The sequence below is a fragment of the Paracraurococcus lichenis genome, assembly GCF_030657435.1.
GTDB lineage: Bacteria > Pseudomonadota > Alphaproteobacteria > Acetobacterales > Acetobacteraceae > Paracraurococcus > Paracraurococcus lichenis.
The window spans coordinates 135,930-154,576 of record NZ_JAUTWS010000006.1; the positions used below are offsets into that span (position 1 = coordinate 135,930).

The window sequence follows — 18,647 nt, forward strand, 5'->3', positions numbered from 1 at the left end:
TTATGCGATCCGATCGTAGGGCTTCGGCGCCAGTAGCCGGTTCCAACTGGCGATGAACTCGGAAATCGTGCCGGCGCCCAACGGCGTATTGTAGTGTTGCTTCCAGTAGCGTGCGAGACCTTTGCCGTCCGCCGGCAGCGATTCCGGCGCGCGCATGTATCGGACTCGCGCCATGGCCGCCGCGTAGACATGATCGGTCTCCAGCTCGGCGGCGCTCGGCATGCCCTGCGCCTGGCGTATGGAGAGCAGCTTCGACTTCAGCGAGGCGCGGAAGTTGATGAAGTTGGTCCAACAGTCGTCATGCGTCGCGGGCTCCATCTGAAAGTAGCCGAGCGCCGGCCCGCCACCGATCTGGCGGGTGAATTTCAGTCCGCTCTCCTGCGCAGCGGTGCCCATGATGAGCTTCTCCGCCGCGTCGGACCACCGGTTGAGCTTCAGCAATGCCGGTTTGACGATCGTGTCACGGAAGACGGTGGCATCCATGTCGGGCTTCCCTGGGGCACCTCAGCGGCCGGAGGCGGCCGGTTCGACGAAGAACAGGTTGCAGTCCGTCAGCTCGACCTGTCCGTCCGGCAGCCGTCGGCCGTAGGGGCCCGCGAACACGTCGAGTTCCAGCGGCTGGCCCGCGCGATATGCTTCGAGGAACCCGTCGTAGACCCTGCGCTTGCGGGCGATGGCCGCGCGGGTGGCCTCGTCCTCCCCGATGGAGGCAGGCATGCGCAGGACCAAAAAAGTGCTGCGGCAGTGAGGCGCGAGCACCGGCGCAGCGTTCTTGCGCACCAGGATCTCGAACTGCCCCTCCTCGCTGACTGTCGCCAGGCGAGCCGGTCGGTCGCCACGGACGATGTCCTCGCCCATCAGCACGGCATCCCGCGACGCCTCGAAGCGGAACCGGGTCGCATCCTGCTGGGCTCCGGCCCTGGATGCGCCGAGCGCAAGGGCGGTGATGATCGTGGTGGCCAGGGCGAAGCGACGGATCCTGCCACGCTGCGGCGACTGCGATGACATTGATACAGGCTCGATCATGTTTTCATCGCAAGATCGGACATGCGGGCGCAGGGGTCGCACCAGCACGCCTTCGAGGCTAGCTTCCGGTGGTCCTGCAACAGCGTGCAGGCGGTGGGGAGGGGACCATGTCCCACGCCACGCCACGGCCCGCCGTCGCTCGGGAGGCGAGCCTATCCGGGCGGGGTCCGGGCCGGCAAGGATTATTGGTGGTCTGCCCCCGCAGCAGCCCCTCTACGACGGCAGCCAGAAGGAAGTGTCGGCGGCCGTCAGCCCTCGCGCCGGAACTCCGCCGCGCGCATGCGGCCGAGCTCCGTCAGGATCATCGGCCAGAGCCGGAGCCCTTCCTCCAGCGAGGACAGCCGGAAGAACTCATCCGGCGCATGCGCATCCTCGTCCGGGCTGGCGAGGCCGAACATCAGGCTGCTGATGCCGAGCTCCTCCTGGAAGAGGGTGGTGATCGGCACCGTGCCGCCGAGGCGCGTGACCGCCGGCTCGCCGCCCTTCTCCCGCCGCAGCACCGCGGCCGCCGCGGCGCGTAAGGGGTGGTCGGCGGCAAGGGTGAAGGCGCGCGTGCCGCCGGGGCGGTAGCTGAACTCCAGCGCGACGCCCTTCGGCGCGTGCCGCTCCAGATGCGCCTTCACCGCGTCCTGCGCCGCCGCCGGGTCCTGGCCGGGGATCAGGCGCATGGTGAGCTTGGCATGAGCTTCGGCCGGGGTGACGGTCTTGCCGCCCTCGCCGGTATAGCCGCCCCACATCCCGTTCACCTCGACGGTTGGGCGCAGCGTCGTGCGCTCCCGCACCGTATAGGCCGGGTCGCCGAAGGGGGCGGCACCGAACTCGGCATACCAGGCGGCCTCGTCGAGCGGCAGCGAGGCCGCCTCGGCGCGCTGCGCGTTGGAGAGCGGCGGCGCGCCGGCCTCGAAGCCCTCGACCGCGACGCGGCCCTGCTCGTCATGCAGCGTGGCGATGAGCCGCGCCATCTCGTGCAGGGCATTGCGCATGGCGCCGCCGACCTTGCCGGAATGCGCGTCCTTCCGCGCCGTGCGCAGGCTGAACTGCAGCGCGGCGATGCCGCGGCAGCCGATATTGAGCTGCGGCCGCGGCCCGGCCGCGCCGCCGCCATCGGCGGAGAGCATGGCATCCGCCCGCAGCAGGTCGCGATGCGCGGCGATGAGGGCAGGGAGCGAGGGCGAGCCGATCTCCTCCTCCCCCTCGAGGAAGAGCTTCACGTTGACGGGGCAACCGCCCTCGACCGCGAGGAAGCCGGCGACGGTCTCGACGGCGATGGTGGTCGAGCCCTTCACGTCGCTCGCGCCGCGGGCATGGATCCTGCCGTCGCGGATCGCCGGCTCGAAGGGCAGGGTGGTCCAGAGCTCGTAGGGATCGGCCGGCTGCACGTCGTAATGGCCGTAGATCATGATGGTGGGCTTGTCCGGGCCCGCGCCGGTCCAGGCGCCGTAGATCGCGGGTTGGCCGCCCTTGATCTCGGCCGGCGGCTCCAGCAGGCGCACCTCGGTCAGGCCCATGCCGCGCAGGCGATCCAACAGGAAGTCGCGGGCGCCGCGCATACCCTCGGCGAAGCCAGGGTCGGTGCTGACCGAGGGGAAGCGGATCAGCGTCAGCAGCCGATCGAGGATCGCGTCCTTCTGCCCCGCCAGGTAGTCCGCCACGCGCTCGCTCATGCATCCCGCCCCTTCGCCGAAGGCGGGCAGATTGGGTCAGACCGGGGACGCGGGCAACCGGGCGCGGCCAGGACGGCCGGGCAAGGCCGGGCGCGGGCGCCCGGCGGTCAGACGTCGACCTCCTCGACATCCAGCTTCGCCGCATTCTCCTGGATGAACCTGAAGCGCAGCTCCGGCTTGCGGCCCATCAGCGCCTCCATCAGCTCGGAGGTCCGGGCCCGCTCCTCCGGCGGCAGGACCACGCGCAGCAAGGTGCGCCGCTTCGGGTCCATGGTGGTCTCCTTCAGGGTCGCCGGCGGCATCTCGCCGAGGCCCTTGAAGCGGCTGACCTCGACCTTCTGGCTCGGCTTGAACTCGCGCTTCTGCAGGCGCTCCCGGTCGCGGTCGTCCATGGCATAGACCGACTTGCCGCCGGCCTGCAGGCGGTAGAGCGGCGGCTGGGCGAGGTGCACGCGGCCCTGCCGGACCAACTCCGGCAGTTCCTTGTAGAAGAAGGTCATCAGCAGCGCCGCGATATGCGCGCCGTCCACATCGGCATCGGTCATGATGACGACGCGGCCGTAGCGGAGCTTCGCCATGTCGAAGCGCTCGCCGGCGCCGCAGCCCAGCGCCTCGATCAGGTCCTTCAGCTCCTGGTTCTGCCGCAGCTTGTCGGCGCTGGCGCTGGCGACGTTCAGGATCTTGCCGCGCAGTGGCAGGACCGCCTGGGTCTCGCGGTCGCGCGCCTGCTTGGCGCTGCCGCCTGCGCTGTCGCCCTCCACCAGGAACAGCTCGGTGCCCTCGGCGCTCTCGCGCGAGCAGTCCGCGAGCTTGCCGGGCAGGCGGAGCTTCCGCGTCGCGGTCTTGCGCGGCGTCTCCTTCTGCTCGCGGCGGCGGATGCGCTCCTCGGCGCGCTCGATCGCCCAGGCCAGCAGGTTGTCGGCGGTGCGCGGGTCGGCGGCGAGCCAGTGGTCGAAATGGTCGCGCAGCGCCGACTCGACCAGCCGCGTCGCCTCCGGGCTGGTCAGCTTCTCCTTGGTCTGGCCCTGGAATTGCGGGTCCCGTACGAAGACCGAGAGCATGCCGGCCATGCCGCCGAGCAGGTCCTCGGCGGTGACGGTGGCGGCGCGCTTCTCCTTCTTGAGGTCGCCATAGGCGCGCAGCCCCTTGACCAGCGCGCCGCGCAGCCCGGCCTCATGCGTGCCGCCCTGCGGCGTCGGGATGGTATTGGCGTAGGTGGAGAGGAAGCCGTCGCCCTGCTCAAGCCAGGTCACGGCCCATTCGCAGCGGCCGGCGCCCTCGGGGAACTCCGCCTCGCCCACATAGGGGGTGGGGACGACCTGGCTGCGGCCCTCGATGGCGGAGGCGAGGTAGTCGGCGAGGCCGCCCGGGAAATGCAGCACGGCCGCGGCCGGCGTCTGCTCGTCCTTCGCCAGGGACGCGTCGCAGGACCAGCGGATCTCGACGCCGCGGTAGAGATAGGCCTTGGAGCGGCAGAGCCGGTAGAGCCGCGCCGCCTGGAACTCCAGCTTGCCGAAGATCTCCGGGTCCGGCCGGAAGCGGATGCTGGTGCCGCGGCGGTTGTGGATGGCGCCGGCATTCTTCAGCTTGCCCAGCGGCTTGCCGCGGGCATAGGCCTGGGTGAAGAGCGTGCGGTCGCGCGCCACCTCCACCTCCAGCCGCTCGGACAGGGCGTTCACCACGGAACTGCCGACGCCGTGCAGGCCGCCGGAGGTGTCGTAGGCCTTGCCGGAGAACTTGCCGCCGGAATGCAGGGTGGTGAGGATCACCTCCAGCGCCGAGAGCTTCGGGAATTTCGGATGCGGGTCGGTCGGGATGCCACGGCCGTTGTCGCGCACCGTCAGCCAATTGCCGGGCTCGAGCGTCACCTCGATGCGGTCGGCATGGCCCGCCACCGCCTCGTCCATGGCGTTGTCGATGATCTCGGCCGCCAGATGGTGCAGGGCATTCTCGTCGGTGCCGCCGATATACATGCCGGGGCGGCGCCGGACGGGCTCCAGGCCCTCGAGGACCTCGATGTCCTTGGCGGAGTAGGAGGCGGCGTCCGCCGCGCCCGCCCCAAGGGACTGCCTTGTGGGGCGCCGGCCGCCGAACAGGTCGTTCATGTCTTGTTCCCCTGATGCCGCCAAAATAGCCTCCGTGGCGCCCTCATACAATGCGCGCGGCGAGTCGGTCCCTGCGTCGCCGTCACGGCAGCGGTGAGCGGAGCGGCCGGCTACCACAACCTCAGGATGCAAGTCTGAGAAAATCTAACGCAGAGATTGTATTCTGTGTGCCGTTCGTGCCAAGGCTGCGGGCTACCCAGCCTCGGGAAGGGAACCGGATCCGATGGCCCAGCCGACCGCCTTCGAGCAGTATTTCCTGGAACTGGTCAACCGCGCCCGCGCCGACCCGGCGGCGGAGGCCGCGCGGCAGGGCATCGGGCTGAACGACGGCCTGGCCGCCGGCACCATCTCCACCGCGCCGAAGCAGCCGCTCGCCTTCAACCCGCTGCTCGGCGACGCGGCGGATGCGCACAGCGCCTGGATGCTGGCGACCGACACCTTCTCCCATACCGGCGCCAATGGCAGCTCGCCCGGCGACCGCATGGCGGCGGCTGGCTACGTCTTCGCCGGAAGCTGGAGCTGGGGCGAGAACATCGCGATCCAGTGGGGCAGCGGCGCCAATGCCTTCACCGCCGGGGTCATCGACGCCTTCGAGAGCCAGCTCTTCCGCAGCGCCGGCCACCGCGAGAACATTGAGGCCGGGAGCTTCCGCGAGATCGGCATCGGCACCGCGAGCGGCGAGTACCAGGGCAGCAGCGCCCTGACCGTGACGCAGGACTTCGCCCGCTCCGGCAGCCAGCCCTTCCTGCTCGGCGTCGCCTACGCGGACCGCGACGGGGACCATGCCTATGACGTGGGGGAGGGGCTGGGCGGCGTCTCGGTCGATATCCGCTCCTCCGCCGGGCAGGCCTGGCACCTCGCCACCTGGGATGCCGGCGGCTGGCAGCAGCAGCTTGCCGCCGGCACCTACAGCGTGACCTTCTCGGGCGGCAGCCTCGCCACGCCGGTGACGCGCACGGCCGTGCTGGGCACGGAGAACGTGAAGCTCGACCTCGCGCTCGGCTTGGTCGCGACGGCCTCGACCATCACCGGCACCTCGGGCGCCGATACCCTCTCGGGCGGCGCGGCCGGCGAGGTGCTGCAGGGGCTGGAGGGCGACGACCGGCTGCTCGGCCAGGGCGGCGACGACACGCTGGAGGGTGGCGACGGCGCCGACAAGCTGTTCGGCGGCCCGGGCAATGATCGCATCACCGGCGGCGCCGGCGCCGACAGCATCGCGGGCGGCACCGGGGCGGACAGCTTCGTCTACCTCGTGGCCGGCGACCGCGGCGATGCCATCACCGACTTCTCGGTGGCGGAAGGGGACCGGCTGGACGTCGCGGGGCTGTTCCCGGCGGGGCCGCATGCCGGGCAGGCGCTGCTGGACGGCGGCTACCTGCGCTTCGTGCAGACCACGGGCGGCGTGCGCGTGCAGATGGATGCGGATGGCGGCGGCGATGCCTGGGTGACGCTGGTCACGCTGAACGGCCAGACGGCCTCGGCGCTGAAGGCCGACATCCTGATTGCCTGAGGGCCCGGGCGGCGGGGCGGCAGCCCCGTCGCCCGGCCCGGCTCAGGTGCGGTCGCGGGACTTGCTGCCCTGCAGATGCGCTTCGAGCATCCAGAGCATCTTGTCGATCGCCCGGGACTGCTCGGTCAGCAGGTCGGCGGTGTCGGCATCGCCGGCCTCGTCGGTCTGGTCGATGCCCTCGCGCAGGGTCTTGGCGACCTGGGCGTAGCGGTCGGCCAGGGCCTGGACATGGTCCATGCCGTCATAGAGGTCGGTCGGGTAGGGCGTCAGGCGGGTGCCCTTGGCGAGGATCTGCGTCGTGCCGCAGGCGGTGCCGCCGAGCTGGACGATGCGCTCCGCGAGGTCGTCGGAGCTGGTCTGCAGCGCGTTGTAGAACTGCTCGAACAGCACGTGCAGCGCGCCGAAATGCGTGCCCTTGACGTTCCAGTGCGCCTGCCGCGTGCCGTTGTAGAGGTCGATCGAGTCGACCAGGCAACCCTGCAGCACGCCGATCGAGACCTGCTTGGCATTGGTCTTGACGTCGTTGCGCGTCTCGTGGGTGGTTTCGGCCTTCGCCATCTCTCTCTCCGTTCGATCGTTGCACTGTGGATGTAGGATGCCGCGCGGCCGGGTCAGCCCCCCGTGGCGGCGATGACTGCCATGCGGCAGCGCACCAGCCCGGCTTCGGCGGCATGACAACCGCGTGCGCTCAGGGCGGGTAACACAGCCTGCGGGACGCCTGAAGGCGGCGATCCCCGGCCACCCTGCACCCCCAAAGAAATACGCATTCAAATCGAAACAGGCGAGTTTCACGTTTGAGTGTGACACATATCGCGGTTCAGCATTGTCGTTGCGTGCCGCCGTCTTCCTGCTCGATTGTCATGTGGACGACAGATAAAAATTTGTCATTTTCTTGAAATATTGGAGGCCACCGGACGTGATCGTCAACGGAACCAGCGCCAGCGAGACCCTGAACGGTACCGCGCAGGACGATGTCCTCACCGGCCTCGGCGGCAACGACGCCCTGCGCGGCGGGGATGGCAACGACGTCTACGTCTTCTCCGGCGCCTTCGGCCGGGACACCATCGACGACACTTCCGGTACCGATCAGATCCAGTTCGGCGCGGATTACCGCCCCGCCGACTTCCGCCTCGTGCATCCCAACTTCAGCAGCGACCTGGTCATACAGCAGGTCGGCGGCGACAATACGGTGACGCTCGACAACTACTTCAATGCAAGCAGCTTCCAGCGCGGACTGGTCGAGACGGTGCTCTTCACGGCCACCGGCACGCTCTGGAACCTCGCGGATGGTTCGGCTTTCCGCGCGGTCGGCTTCACCGGGACCGCGGCGGCCGAGACGGTGAATGCGACGCCGGGTGACGATCTGCTCATCGGCCTCGGCGGCAATGACACTCTCCTCGGCGGCGACGGCAACGACGTCTATTATGTCTCGGGCGCCTTTGGTCGCGACACCATTCGCGACACCTCGGGCCGCGACACGGTGGTGGTCGGCGCGGACTGGACCGACGCCTTTTTCTCCGCCACCCGCCCGAACTTCAGCAATGACCTGGTGGTGCAGACCGCCAACGGCCAGAACGCCTTGATCTTCGACAACTACTTCGCGAATGCGCAGAAGGTCGAAACCATCTATTTCCAGGCGACCGGTGCGGCCTGGGACCTGTCGAGCGGCGCCGTGGTGCAGCGGCCTGGCCTGTTCGACTATAGCGGCTACTACTCGGCCTATCTGGAGATCAAACAGGCGGGGCTGGACGGCTACAACCACTACCTGACCTACGGCTTCAGGGAGGGCCGCGACCCCTCCGCCGCCTTCGACACCACGCTCTATCTGCTGCAGAACCCGGACGTGGCGAAGGCCGGGCTCAATCCGCTGCAGCACTACCTGTTCTACGGCCAGGCCGAGGGTCGGGCGGCGCATCCGGCGGTCGGCTTCAGCATCGCCCAGGGCTTCGATGCGGAATACTATCTCCTGAGCAATCCCGCGGTCGGCCAGGCCGGGTTGGACGCCTTCCAGCACTGGTCGCAATATGGCTGGCGGGCCGGTGCCAACCCCAACTACCTGTTCGACACCAAGTACTACCTCGCGCAGAACCCGGTGGTGGCGGCGGCCGGCATCGATCCGCTGCTGCATTACGACCAGTATGGCTGGAAGGCCGGGCTCGATCCCTCGCCGGCCTTCCACACCAGCGCCTACCTCGCCGCCAATCCGGATGTCGCCGCCGCCGGGGTCAACCCGCTGCAACAATACCTGCAATACGGGGTGTATGAGGGCCGGCCGCTCGGCTGAGCCTTTGCGAGGGCTATGCCATCGCCCATCCCGAGCCTCACGGCACCACGTTCAGGAACCGCGCCGCCTCGGGCGGCGCCTCCATGCGGTGGAAGCCCGCGGCGCGGGCCAGGGCCGCGCGGTCCCAGTCGGTCCGCCGCGCCTCCTCCCGCAGGTGCTCCGTCCAGCTCTCGACCGCCCAGAGCTCCACCCAGCGCTCGGGATGCGCGACGTCCTCGTAGAGCCGCCAGGAGACGGCGCCGGAGCGCAGCCGGACCCGCCGCACCTCCTGCATGGCCTTGAGGAAGGCCTCGCGCTCCGCCGGGTCGATGCAGTAGCGCACCACTTCCAGCACCCGGCCGGAGTGCTCGCCGAGCAGCGCCTGCAACTCCTGCGCCGGGGCTTCCGGCGTCGGCGCGACGGTCTCCGCAGCGGCCGGCGGCGCGCCCGCCACGGCGTCGATCCGCCAGGCCCGCACCAGCACCGCCGCCACCGCCCCGCCCGCTGCCGCGGCGCCGAGCGCGACCGGCACGCCGAAGCGCCCGCCGACCCAGCCGGCCAGCGCCGAGCCGAAGGCCATGACCCCGAAGAAGCTGAGCTGGTAGATGGCGATCGCCCGCGCCCGCACCCAGGCCGGCGCCGCGAGCTGGGCGGAGGCCGAGAGGGTGCTGCCCGCCGTGATCCAGGCGGCGCCATAGAGCAGCATCCCCAGCGCCGCCGGCGCCCAGTGGGTCGAGACCGCCAGGATGCCCATGGCGACGCAGATGAGCAGGGAAGCCCAGAACACCGTCTCGCTGCGATCGAGGCGCGCCCGCAGCGCCGGCAGGGCGAAGCCGGCCGCGACCGCCGAGCCGCCCATGACGCCGAGCATCAGGCCGAAGGCCTCCGGCCCCAGCCCCAGCCGCTCCCGCACCAGCAGGGGCAGCAGGCCCCAGACCGCGGCGCTGAAGAGGAAGAAGGTGCAGGCGCGGAGGATGGCGGCGCGCATCGCCGGGCTGTGGGAGACGAAGCGCAGCCCGGCCCGCATGGCGGAGACCAGGTGCTCCTGCGGCATGCGGCTGCGCGCCTCCCGCGGGCGGCGCCAGGCGAGCAGCGCCACGATCAGCACCAGGAAGGCGACGGCGTTCAGGATGAAGGCCGCCTCCGGCCCCGCCGCCGCGATGGCGAAGCCGCCGAGCGCCGGGCCGAGCGCGCGGGCCAGGTTGAAGCCGATGCCGTTCAGCGCGATGGCGCCGACCAGGTCCTCGCGCGGGACCAGCTCGTTGGTGGTCGCCGCCCAGGCCGGGAAGTTCATGGCGCTGCCGGCGCCGATGCAGAAGGTCAGCGCCAGCAGCCCCCAGGGCCCGATAGCATCCGTCATGGTCAGTGCCGCCAGGATCAGCGCCATCGCCAGGATCCAGGCCTGGGCCGTGATCAGGAAGATGCGCCGGTCGATGATGTCGGCCAGCGCGCCGGCCGGCAGCGCCAGCAGGAAGACCGGCAGCATGGAGGCGGCCTGGACCAGCGAGACCATCATCGGCGTCGGGTCGAGGCTGGTCATCAGCCAGCCGGCGCCGGTGTTCTGCATCCAGCCGCCGATGTTGCTGGCGAGCGTCGCCAGCCAGAGGGTGCGGAAGGTGGCGTGTCGCAGCGGCAGGAAGGCGCGCGGGGTCGGGAAGGGCATGGCCGGCACCATGGCGTGGCGCCGGCGGGGGCGGAAGCGAAACCCCTGCGACTCCCTCTTGCCGGGGCCGCGGGGCTCGCCCACCTGCAGGCCATGGCCGAGCGATTCACGAGCTTCGCCGCCTTCTGGCCCTTCTACCTGCGGGAACACGCGCAGCCCGCGACCCGCGCGGTGCATGTCGCCGGCACCTGGGCGGGCCTGCTGCTGGTGCTCGCCGCTATCCTGGCCGGACCCTGGTGGCTGGCGCTGCTCGCGCCGGTCGCCGGCTATGGCTGCGCCTGGATCTCGCACATGGCGATCGAGCGCAACCGGCCCGCCACCTTCACCTATCCCGCCTGGTCGCTGGCCGGGGACCTGCGCATGGCCTGGCTCGCCACGACCGGGCGGCTGGGCGCCGAGTTGCGGCGGCACGGGCTGTAAGCGGACCCGCCGGCGGGTCCACCCGGGTGCCGGGCAGGTTCAGCGACGCGCCACCTGCGGCGCGCCGGCGGCCGCGAGGATGCTGCGCGCCAGCGCCTCCGCCACGCAGGCATAGCCGCGGTCGTTGTGGTGCAGCCCGTCCGGCGAGATCATCTCCCCATAGGGCGTTCCCGCTGCCGCCCAGGCCTGCATCAGCGCGGCGCGGGAGAAGAGCTCGGCCGCGCTGTGGTCGGCCAGGTCGCGGATGGTGCCGTCCAGCCGCTCGAAGCCCGGCGCCGCGAGGATGCGGGGCGCGCGCTGGCTGTCCATCAGCAGCACGTCGGCGCCCGCCGCCTGCACCCGGGCGATGCCGCCGGCCAGCGCCGTGCGGAACTCCTCGGGCGGCATTCCCTGCAGCACGGCATTGGCGCCGGCCTGCCAGACCACCAGGGCAGGGTGCGCCGCCAGCACATCGGCCTCGAGGCGCGCCAGCATCTCGTGCACCTCCTGCCCGCCCTTGCCGCGGTTCAGCACCGCCAGCTTCGCGCCGGGCAGGGCGGCATGCAGCCGCGCCTCGAGCTGGGCGGGATAGGCGTGGTCGGCATCGCTGGCGCCGGCCCCCTCGGTGGATGACGAGCCGAAGGCGACGATGGTCAGCGGGGCGCCGCGCGCGAGCGCCGCGCGGGTCGCCGGCAGGCCGACGGCCTGGGTCGGCGCCGGTGGGCAGGGCTGCGCCCCGGCGGCGGCGGGCAGCAGGAGGCCGAGGAGGAGGGCGAGGGGAGTGGCGAGGCGGCGCATCCCGGCAGCCTGCCGCAGCCGGAGCCGCGGCGCCAGCCGGAGGCACCGATTACGGAATGCAACGTGACTTGCAAAGCATGGCCATGGCCGCTTCTTCCGCGGCGGAGGTGGGCATGCAGGGGTTGGTCCGGGGCGGCGGGGCGCGCGACCTGCGGGTCGATTTCTTCCGCGGCCTCGCCCTGTGGTTCATTTTCATCGACCACGTGCCGGGAAACCGCCTGGGCGACCTGACGCTGCGCAACATCGCCTTCTGCGACGCGACCGAGGCCTTCGTGCTGCTGGCTGGCTATGCCGCGGGCATGGCCTATGGCGCGACGCTGGAGCGGCGGGGCTGGCTCTTCGGCGCGGCGGCGCTGCTGCGGCGCGCCGGGACGCTCTACGTCGCGCATATCTTCCTCTTCGTGGTCTTCGCCGCGCAGGTCGGCTACTCCGCCGCCATCCTCGACAGCCCGGCCTATCTGGACGAGCTGCACCTCGACCCCTTCCGGGAGCAGCCCTACCACGCCCTGCTGCAGGCGCTGCTGCTGCGCTACCAGCCGGCCTTCCTCGACATCCTGCCGCTCTACATCGCGCTGCTGGTGCTGCTGATCCCGGCGCTGCCGCTGTTGCGGCGGCCGGCGCTGCTGCTCGGGCTCTCGGGGGTGATCTACGGCCTGGCGCGGTCCTTCGACCTCAACCTGCCGAACTGGATCGACGGCGTCTGGTTCTTCAACCCCTTCGGCTGGCAGTTGCTGTTCCTGATCGGCTGCGTGCTGGGCCATGCGCCGCCGGGGCCGGGCGGCCGGCGCGGCCCGGCGCCCGTGGTGCCCTTCCGGCAGGACCTGGCGGCCGGGGCGGTGGCGGTGCTGCTGCTGGGCGCGGCGGCGATGCTGGTGACGCACAGTGCGGAGGACTGGCTGGCGCTGGCGCCCGAGGGGCTGACGCTGATGCTGGCCGGCATCGACAAGGGTGCGCTGCATCCGGTGCGCCTGCTCTCCATCCTCGCGCTCGCCTACCTGCTGGGCCATGCGGTGCCGCGCGAGGCGGCCTGGCTGCGGGGCCGGGCCGTCGCCCCCTTCCTGGTGATGGGCCAGCACGGGCTGCCGGTCTTCTGCGCCGGCATCTTCCTCTCCTTCCTCGGCCGCCTGGCGCTGGAGCAGTCGGACCGCGGACTGATGCAGCTTGCGGTCAACCTGGGCGGGCTGGCGGCGCTGGTCGCGGTCGGCCTGGTCGCCGCCTGGTACCGCCAGCGGGAGCGGGGCGAGCCTGCGCCGGCGGCGCCGCGGGGCGCCGGCTTGCCCGTTGCGGTGCCGTCCTCTACGACTCCGGCATGATCGCCGCGGCGCGCCTGCTCGGACCGTTGCTGCTGCTGGGCGCTTTGGTCGCCCCCGCGGCAGGATCGGCGACGCCCATCTGCCAGGCGCCGGCGGAGCTGCTGGAGGCCGGGGCGCCGCTGCCGGCCATGCTCCACGCGGTGCAGGCCGGGGCGCTCCGGGTGCTGGTGGTGGGCGGCGCCTCCGTCCTCGGCCCCGGCACCAGCGGCCCGGCCGCGGCCTGGCCGGCGCGGCTGGAGGCGCTGATCGCCGAGCGCCGCCCGGGCCTCAGGATCGAGGTGGTGGTGCGGGCGCGGCGCGGCATCTCGACCGCCGAGGCGGGCGCGCTGCTGGCCGGGGAGATGGCGCGGGCGCCGGCGCAGCTCGTCCTCTGGGCCACCGGCACCGAGAGCGCGGTGCGCGGGCGCGAGGTGGACGAGATGGTGGACGCGCTGAACGAGGGGCTCGACGCGCTGCGGGCCGCGGGCGCCGATGCGGTGCTGATGGATCCGCAGTTCAGCCGCTTCCTCCGCGCCAATGCCAATGTCGAGCCCTATCTGGACGCGCTGCGGCTGGTGGCCGCCGCGCACAAGGTGCCGCTGCTGCGGCGCTGGGACCTGATGCGCCACTGGGCGGAGACCGAGCAGGTCGATGTCGAGCGCGCCCCGAAGCCGGAGCGCGTCGCGGCGACCGACCGCCTCAACGACTGCCTGGCCCAGGCCATCGCGGCGCTGCTCCGCGACGGCGCGGCGGAGGCGAGGGCCACCGGCCGCTGAGACCCCGGCCGGGGTCCGGGGGGCGGCTCCGCCCCCCGGCGGGGGGCAGCGCTTCCCGAGGTCGGTTCCCGGGCCCGGCATTCGCGCCTATATCCCAGTCATGCAGACGAATTTCGCGCCCGAGCAGCTTGCCGACCCGGACACGCGGGAGAGCAACACGATCCTGCGGACCTGCGTCCATTGCGGCTTCTGCACGGCGACCTGCCCGACCTTCGTGCTGCTCGGCGACGAGCTCGATTCCCCGCGCGGGCGCATCTACCTGATCAAGGACATGCTCGAGAGCGGGCGGCCGGCGACGCCGGAGGTGGTCAAGCATGTGGACCGCTGCCTGTCGTGCCTGTCCTGCATGACGACCTGCCCCTCGGGCGTGAATTACATGCACCTGGTCGACCACGCTCGGCGCTACATCGAGGAGACCTATGACCGGCCCTGGCACGAGAGGCTGCTGCGCCGGGTGCTTTCCGCCGTGCTGCCCTATCCCGCGCGGTTCCGCGCGGCGATCGCGGGGGCGAGGCTCGGGCGGCCGGTCTCCGCGCTGATTCCGGGCGGGCATGTGCTGGGGCAGCGGCTGCGCGCCATGCTGAAGCTCGCACCCGGCGCCCTGCCGCCGCCGAGCCCGATGCAGGCGCCGCAGGCGCATCGCGCGGAGGGGCAGCGCCGCGGCCGCGTCGCGCTGCTGACCGGCTGCGCCCAGCAGGTGCTCGCGCCCTCGATCAACGAGGCGACGATCCGCCTGCTGACCCGCATGGGGATCGAGGTGGTCGTCACGCGCGAGCAGGGCTGCTGCGGCGCGCTCGACCACCACATGGGCCAGCACGACCCGGCCTTCCGCCTGGCCCGCGCCAACATCGCCGCCTGGAGCCGCGAGATCGAGAGCGAGGGGCTGGACGGCATCGTCATCAACACCTCGGGCTGCGGCACGACGGTGAAGGACTACGGCTTCATGTTCCGCGAGGCGCCGGAGGCCGAGCGCGCCGCGAAGGTCTCGGCGCTGGCGATGGACGTCTCCGAGGCGCTGCAGAAGTTCGGCTATGCGCCGAGCCGGGAGAAGCCCGGTCTGACGGTCGCCTACCACTCCGCCTGCAGCCTGCAGCACGGGCAGCGGATCACCACCCTGCCGAAGCAATTGCTGGCCAAGGCCGGCTTCGCGGTGAAGGAGCCGCGCGAGCCGCATCTCTGCTGCGGCAGCGCCGGCACCTACAACCTGCTGCAGCCGGAGATCGCCGGCAGGCTGCGGGAGCGGAAGCTCCAGAACCTGCAGGAGACCCGCGCCGACCTGATCGCGGCGGGCAATATCGGCTGCCTGACCCAGCTCGGCGGGGACGCCTTGCCGACGGTGCATACGGTCGAGCTGCTGGACTGGATGGCCGGCGGGCCGGAGCCCGCGGCGGTCGGCGCTGCGCGGCGGGCCAAGGCCACGGCATGATCCCGGCGCGCTGGACCCCGATCCTCGTGCCGCTGGTCATGACCTTCTTCATGACCTTCGTCGTCTCGCTGCTGCTGACCCTGAACAGCGTCGGCCTGATCGCCGGTTTCCTCGGCCTCTGGTTCCGCAACTGGCTGCTGGCCTGGGGCTTCGCCTTCCCGGCGGCGGTCGTCGCCCTGCCGCTCGCGCGCAGGATCGTCGGCCGGCTGACGGCCTGAACGCCGCCGCGCTAGCCTGCCCCGGCCAGCAGGGGGGAGGGCGCGGATGGACGGCGACGCGGTGGCGGAGAGCCTTGCCCTCTATGCCGCGCGGCATGGCGACCCGGCGCCGGCGGTCTATGCCCGCCTCTTCGCCCGGCATCCGGAGGCGGAGGCGCTCTTCCTGCTCGACACCGGCGGGCATGTGCGCGGCCAGATGCTGGCCGTCGCGCTCGAGGCGCTGCTGGACGGCGGCGAGCGCCTGGCCGGGCTGATCGGGATCGAGCGGCTGAACCACGCGAATATCGGCGTGCCGGAGGCGCTCTTCGACGGCTTCTATGCCCTGCTGATGCAGACGGTGCGCGAGTCGCTGGGGCCCGACTGGACGCCTGCCATGGAGAGCGGCTGGCGCGCGCGGCTGGATGCGCTCGGCTTGCCCGCCTGAGCCGTGCCGACCCGTACAGGCACATCCGGCAGTGGTCGGCGGCCCGGCCGGCCTGGGCACGGGGGCCGCAACGGCAATAGTCGCGCAACCCGGAGTTGTGTTATTTTCGATCCTATTCTTCACATTTTGGACATTCCGGCTTGCGTCGGCCGGACCCCTGCGGAAGACTGTGCTCACGAAAACGTGGGGGTGACGTCGTGCGCAGGCTTTGGACTCATCCTTTCCGCAATCCCGGCTTGGTTGTGGCGATCGGCCTGCTGCTCGCCTTTCTCCGCGTCCCGGGCTTGCATTCGGTGCCGCTGCAACTCAGCCCGACCGCGTCTCCCGGCCGGGCGGTGCAGCGCGTGCCCGATGCGCTCGGCGCCTCGCTCGCGCGCAGCCTGGCGGAGGGCGCACGGGGCGTGCTGCACCTCTCGGGCCAGGTCGATGCCGAGGCGGCCTGCGGTGCCGCGATCGGCGAGGGCGACGCGGCCTCGCGCCAGGCGGCCGGGGCGGTGCGCGGCACCGGGAGCGTCGAACGCGTGCTGGCCGCCGAGGACGGCTATCTCGCGGCGGCCCGGCTCTGCCTGCGGGCGGCGCGAGAAACCTGCGGCCGTGCCGGCCCGGGGATCGATGGCTGTGGCTTGCTCATGCGCGTGAGCGACGCCGACCTCGCCAGCACCCGGGTGCTGAGCGTCAGCCGGCTACGCTGAGCAAACCCCCAATAAGGCTTTCGCTTCGAAGGGTCGGGCCGCACGGGGTGTGCCCCGACCCGCGAAACTCTGCTTAGCCCGCCACCGTATCCGCCATCCGCGCGCCGCGCGCGCCGAGCGGCCGCTCCGGCCCTGTGGTGGTGTCGCGCGCCGTCTGGTGCTCCATCTCCGCATCCAGTTCCGCCCCTGCCAGCACGACAGTGGAGGAGAGCCAGATCCAGGTCATGAAGCCGATCACCGCGCCCAGCGAGCCATAGGTCTCGTTGTAGCTGCCGAAATGCGTGACGTACCAGGAGAAGCCGAGCGAGAAGGCGACCCAGGCCAGCGAGGCGAAGGCGCTGCCCCAACTCACCCAGCGCCACTGCGCGCGCTCCCGGCTCGGCCCGTAGCGGTAGAGGCAGGCGAGGAAGAAGCCGACGGCGATCAGCAGCACCGGCCAGCGCGCGAGGCGCAGCACGGAATCCAGCGTCCCGCCGAGGCCGACGAAGTTGAGCACCACCGGGATGGCGACCACGCCCACCATCGCCAGCACGATGAACAGGATGCCCGCGACGGTGAAGGCCATGGTGACGGCGAGCCGCTTGAAGAAGCTGCGCTTCTCCTTCTCGCCATAGACGATGTTGAGCGAATCGACGAAGGCCTTCATCGCCTGGTTCGCCGACCAGAGCGAGGTGGCGAGGCCGAGGACCGCGCCGAAGCCCAGCGTGCCGCTGCCTTTCGACGTGATGCGCCGCACCTGCTCGTCGATGATCTGCATGCCGCCGCTGGGGATGACGTCCGCCACAGCCTGCAGGTGTTCGTTGATCGTCGCGGGATCGGCGAAGAGGCCGTAGATCGAGATCAGCGCGGCGAGCGCGGGGAAGAGCGCGAGCAGGGTGTAGAAGGTGATGCCTGCCGCCTCGGTCATCACCCGGTCGTTGTTCACCTCGCTGGCGGTGCGCTTGAGGATCTCCCACCAGCCGCGCGCCGGGAAATCGGCCGGGCTGGTGGCCTCGTGGCCATGGCCGCCGGCGGCATGCGGGCGGGAAGGGCCGGCGGGCCGTTGCGCGGCGGCGCGGGCCGGATGCGCGCCGGTGCTGCCGCGGTTCATGACCAGCAGCACAAGCCCGCCGGCGGCGGCGAGGGTGGCGAGGACGGGGTTCGGGCTACGCTCCGCCGGCATGGGCGTCTCCTCAGGGCAAGGGCCAGCGCCGGTGGCAACGCCCGACAGCCGCAACGGTGCCCGCCGCGACGCGATTTGCCTGCGGGCCCGATCCGCGGCATCTCCCCCGCAACGACGTCCGGGATGCCGACCGCCATGATTCTTCCGCGCCGCGCGCTGCTCGCCGCCACGCTGGCCTTGCCTGCACTCCGCCCTGCCGCGGCGCAGTCCGGCTATCCCGACCGGCCGATCACCCTGGTGGTTCCCTTCCTTGCCGGCGGCTCCACCGATATCGCAGCGCGCATCCTGGCCGAGCGCATGGCGCCGAAGCTCGGGCCCCAGGCGAGGATCGTGGTGGAGAACCGGGCGGGCGCGGGCGGCTCGGTCGGCGCCGACTGGGTCAAGCATCGGCCGGCGGACGGCACCACGCTGCTGCTCGCCTCCGCCTCGGCGCTCGGCAGCAACCCGGCGGCGCTGCCGCAACAGACGCCCTACGACCCGCTTGAGGATTTTACGCAGATCGCCATCGTGGGCGGCGGGCCGATCGTGCTGGTCGTGCCGGCGGCCTCGCCCTTCCGCACGGCGCAGGAGTTGCTGGAGGCGGTGAAGGCCAGTCCCGGCCGCTACACCTGGGCGACCAGCGGGGCGGGCGGGATCGGCCACCTCACCGGCGAGTACCTGAAGATCCGCGCCGGGGGCCTGCCGTCCGATCGCGGAGGGCCGGAGGCCCGCAGCGTGAATCGGCCGGCCGAACCCTTGAGGGCGGAGCACGTGCCCTATCGCGGCGGCTCGGCCGTGATGGAGGCGCTGGCGAAGGGAGAGGTGGACTACTCGCTCGAGGTCCTGGCCTCCACCGCGCCGCATATCCGCGACGGGCTCTCGCGCGGGCTGGCGGTAAGCTCGCTGCAGCGCCACCCGCTCTTCCCCGACATCCCGACGCTGGACGAGATCGGGCTCAAGGGCTTCGAGGTGACGACCTGGAACATGCTCTGCGGTCCGCGCGGCCTGCCGCCCGAGGTCACCGCGGCGCTGTCGAAGGCGGCGCTCGCGGCGCTGGCGGAGACCACGGTGACGGAGCGGATGGCGCAGGCGGGCGTCGATCCGGCCCGGCCGGCGACGCCGGCGGAGACGCGGGCCTTCCTCGCGGCCGAGGTGGCGAAGTTCAAGGCCATCGTGCAGGAGGCGGGCGTCAAGCTGGGACGGTAACGCGCGACATCTGGGGCTCCGCCCCAGACCCCGCGAAGGGGGCG

At 71.6% G+C, this 18,647-nt stretch carries 18 protein-coding genes; 10 read left to right on the forward strand and 8 right to left on the reverse strand.

Features of this window, described 5'->3' with window-relative positions:
* From Q7A36_RS08255 to parE, 4 genes are all read right to left on the reverse strand, one after another.
* A complete protein-coding gene (locus Q7A36_RS08255) occupies positions 1 to 483 on the reverse strand; it encodes a hypothetical protein (RefSeq protein ID WP_305103202.1) in 483 nt (160 codons plus the stop codon).
* A 21-nt stretch (positions 484 to 504) separates the two neighbouring features.
* Complete coding sequence (locus Q7A36_RS08260; protein ID WP_305103203.1) at positions 505 to 1,026, reverse strand: hypothetical protein; 522 nt, start codon at positions 1,024 to 1,026, stop codon at positions 505 to 507.
* 248 nt (positions 1,027 to 1,274) lie between these two features.
* Positions 1,275 to 2,690: a M20/M25/M40 family metallo-hydrolase gene (locus Q7A36_RS08265; protein WP_305103204.1), complete on the reverse strand. Its 1,416-nt coding sequence runs from the start codon at positions 2,688 to 2,690 to the stop codon at positions 1,275 to 1,277.
* Positions 2,691 to 2,797: 107 nt separating this feature from the next.
* Positions 2,798 to 4,795, reverse strand: coding sequence for a DNA topoisomerase IV subunit B (parE, locus tag Q7A36_RS08270; protein WP_305103205.1), 1,998 nt, complete (start codon positions 4,793 to 4,795; stop codon positions 2,798 to 2,800).
* A gap of 223 nt (positions 4,796 to 5,018) precedes the next feature.
* Here parE and Q7A36_RS08275 point away from each other — a divergent pair, with 223 nt between their 5' ends.
* Positions 5,019 to 6,305, forward strand: a complete 1,287-nt coding sequence (locus Q7A36_RS08275; protein WP_305103206.1) for a CAP domain-containing protein — start codon at positions 5,019 to 5,021, stop codon at positions 6,303 to 6,305.
* A 42-nt stretch (positions 6,306 to 6,347) separates the two neighbouring features.
* On the opposite strand, the gene dps is transcribed toward Q7A36_RS08275, so the two are convergent.
* Positions 6,348 to 6,863 carry a DNA starvation/stationary phase protection protein Dps gene (gene dps, locus Q7A36_RS08280; RefSeq protein ID WP_305103207.1) on the reverse strand — a complete coding sequence of 172 codons (516 nt, stop codon included), beginning with the start codon at positions 6,861 to 6,863 and terminating at the stop codon, positions 6,348 to 6,350.
* 358 nt (positions 6,864 to 7,221) lie between these two features.
* Between dps and Q7A36_RS08285 the strand changes: the two genes are divergently transcribed.
* Positions 7,222 to 8,589, forward strand: a complete 1,368-nt coding sequence (locus tag Q7A36_RS08285; protein ID WP_305103208.1) for a calcium-binding protein — start codon at positions 7,222 to 7,224, stop codon at positions 8,587 to 8,589.
* A gap of 37 nt (positions 8,590 to 8,626) precedes the next feature.
* Here the strand turns inward: Q7A36_RS08285 and Q7A36_RS08290 are convergent, their stop codons facing one another.
* Positions 8,627 to 10,231: an MFS transporter gene (locus Q7A36_RS08290; RefSeq protein ID WP_305103209.1), complete on the reverse strand. Its 1,605-nt coding sequence runs from the start codon at positions 10,229 to 10,231 to the stop codon at positions 8,627 to 8,629.
* Between the two features lie 93 nt (positions 10,232 to 10,324).
* Here Q7A36_RS08290 and Q7A36_RS08295 point away from each other — a divergent pair, with 93 nt between their 5' ends.
* Positions 10,325 to 10,651 carry a DUF962 domain-containing protein gene (locus Q7A36_RS08295; RefSeq protein WP_305103210.1) on the forward strand — a complete coding sequence of 109 codons (327 nt, stop codon included), beginning with the start codon at positions 10,325 to 10,327 and terminating at the stop codon, positions 10,649 to 10,651.
* Between the two features lie 39 nt (positions 10,652 to 10,690).
* Here the strand turns inward: Q7A36_RS08295 and Q7A36_RS08300 are convergent, their stop codons facing one another.
* The gene (locus Q7A36_RS08300; RefSeq protein ID WP_305103211.1) at positions 10,691 to 11,428 is read right to left on the reverse strand and encodes an SGNH/GDSL hydrolase family protein; all 738 of its coding nucleotides are present in this window, start codon (positions 11,426 to 11,428) and stop codon (positions 10,691 to 10,693) included.
* 113 nt (positions 11,429 to 11,541) lie between these two features.
* On the opposite strand from Q7A36_RS08300, the gene Q7A36_RS08305 reads away from it, so the two are divergent.
* The 6 genes from Q7A36_RS08305 (at position 11,542) to Q7A36_RS08330 (ending at position 16,256) form a co-directional block, all read left to right on the forward strand.
* Complete coding sequence (locus Q7A36_RS08305) at positions 11,542 to 12,741, forward strand: OpgC family protein (protein WP_305103212.1); 1,200 nt, start codon at positions 11,542 to 11,544, stop codon at positions 12,739 to 12,741.
* Positions 12,738 to 13,496: an SGNH/GDSL hydrolase family protein gene (locus tag Q7A36_RS08310; RefSeq protein ID WP_305103213.1), complete on the forward strand. Its 759-nt coding sequence runs from the start codon at positions 12,738 to 12,740 to the stop codon at positions 13,494 to 13,496. Before Q7A36_RS08305 ends, Q7A36_RS08310 begins: the two co-directional genes overlap by 4 nt.
* Positions 13,497 to 13,596: 100 nt before the next feature.
* On the forward strand, positions 13,597 to 14,922 hold the full coding sequence (glcF, locus tag Q7A36_RS08315; RefSeq protein WP_305103214.1) for a glycolate oxidase subunit GlcF: 1,326 nt from the start codon (positions 13,597 to 13,599) through the stop codon (positions 14,920 to 14,922).
* Positions 14,919 to 15,140, forward strand: coding sequence for a DUF2798 domain-containing protein (locus Q7A36_RS08320; RefSeq protein WP_305103215.1), 222 nt, complete (start codon positions 14,919 to 14,921; stop codon positions 15,138 to 15,140). Before glcF ends, Q7A36_RS08320 begins: the two co-directional genes overlap by 4 nt.
* A 46-nt stretch (positions 15,141 to 15,186) precedes the next feature.
* Complete coding sequence (locus Q7A36_RS08325; RefSeq protein WP_305103216.1) at positions 15,187 to 15,564, forward strand: globin; 378 nt, start codon at positions 15,187 to 15,189, stop codon at positions 15,562 to 15,564.
* Between the two features lie 197 nt (positions 15,565 to 15,761).
* Entirely contained in the window at positions 15,762 to 16,256 is a 495-nt protein-coding gene (locus Q7A36_RS08330) for a hypothetical protein (protein ID WP_305103217.1), read from the forward strand.
* A 73-nt stretch (positions 16,257 to 16,329) separates the two neighbouring features.
* On the opposite strand, the gene Q7A36_RS08335 is transcribed toward Q7A36_RS08330, so the two are convergent.
* Positions 16,330 to 17,418 carry a YihY/virulence factor BrkB family protein gene (locus Q7A36_RS08335; RefSeq protein WP_305103218.1) on the reverse strand — a complete coding sequence of 363 codons (1,089 nt, stop codon included), beginning with the start codon at positions 17,416 to 17,418 and terminating at the stop codon, positions 16,330 to 16,332.
* Between the two features lie 135 nt (positions 17,419 to 17,553).
* Between Q7A36_RS08335 and Q7A36_RS08340 the strand changes: the two genes are divergently transcribed.
* On the forward strand, positions 17,554 to 18,603 hold the full coding sequence (locus Q7A36_RS08340; RefSeq protein ID WP_305103219.1) for a Bug family tripartite tricarboxylate transporter substrate binding protein: 1,050 nt from the start codon (positions 17,554 to 17,556) through the stop codon (positions 18,601 to 18,603).
* Positions 18,604 to 18,647: the final 44 nt, after the last annotated feature.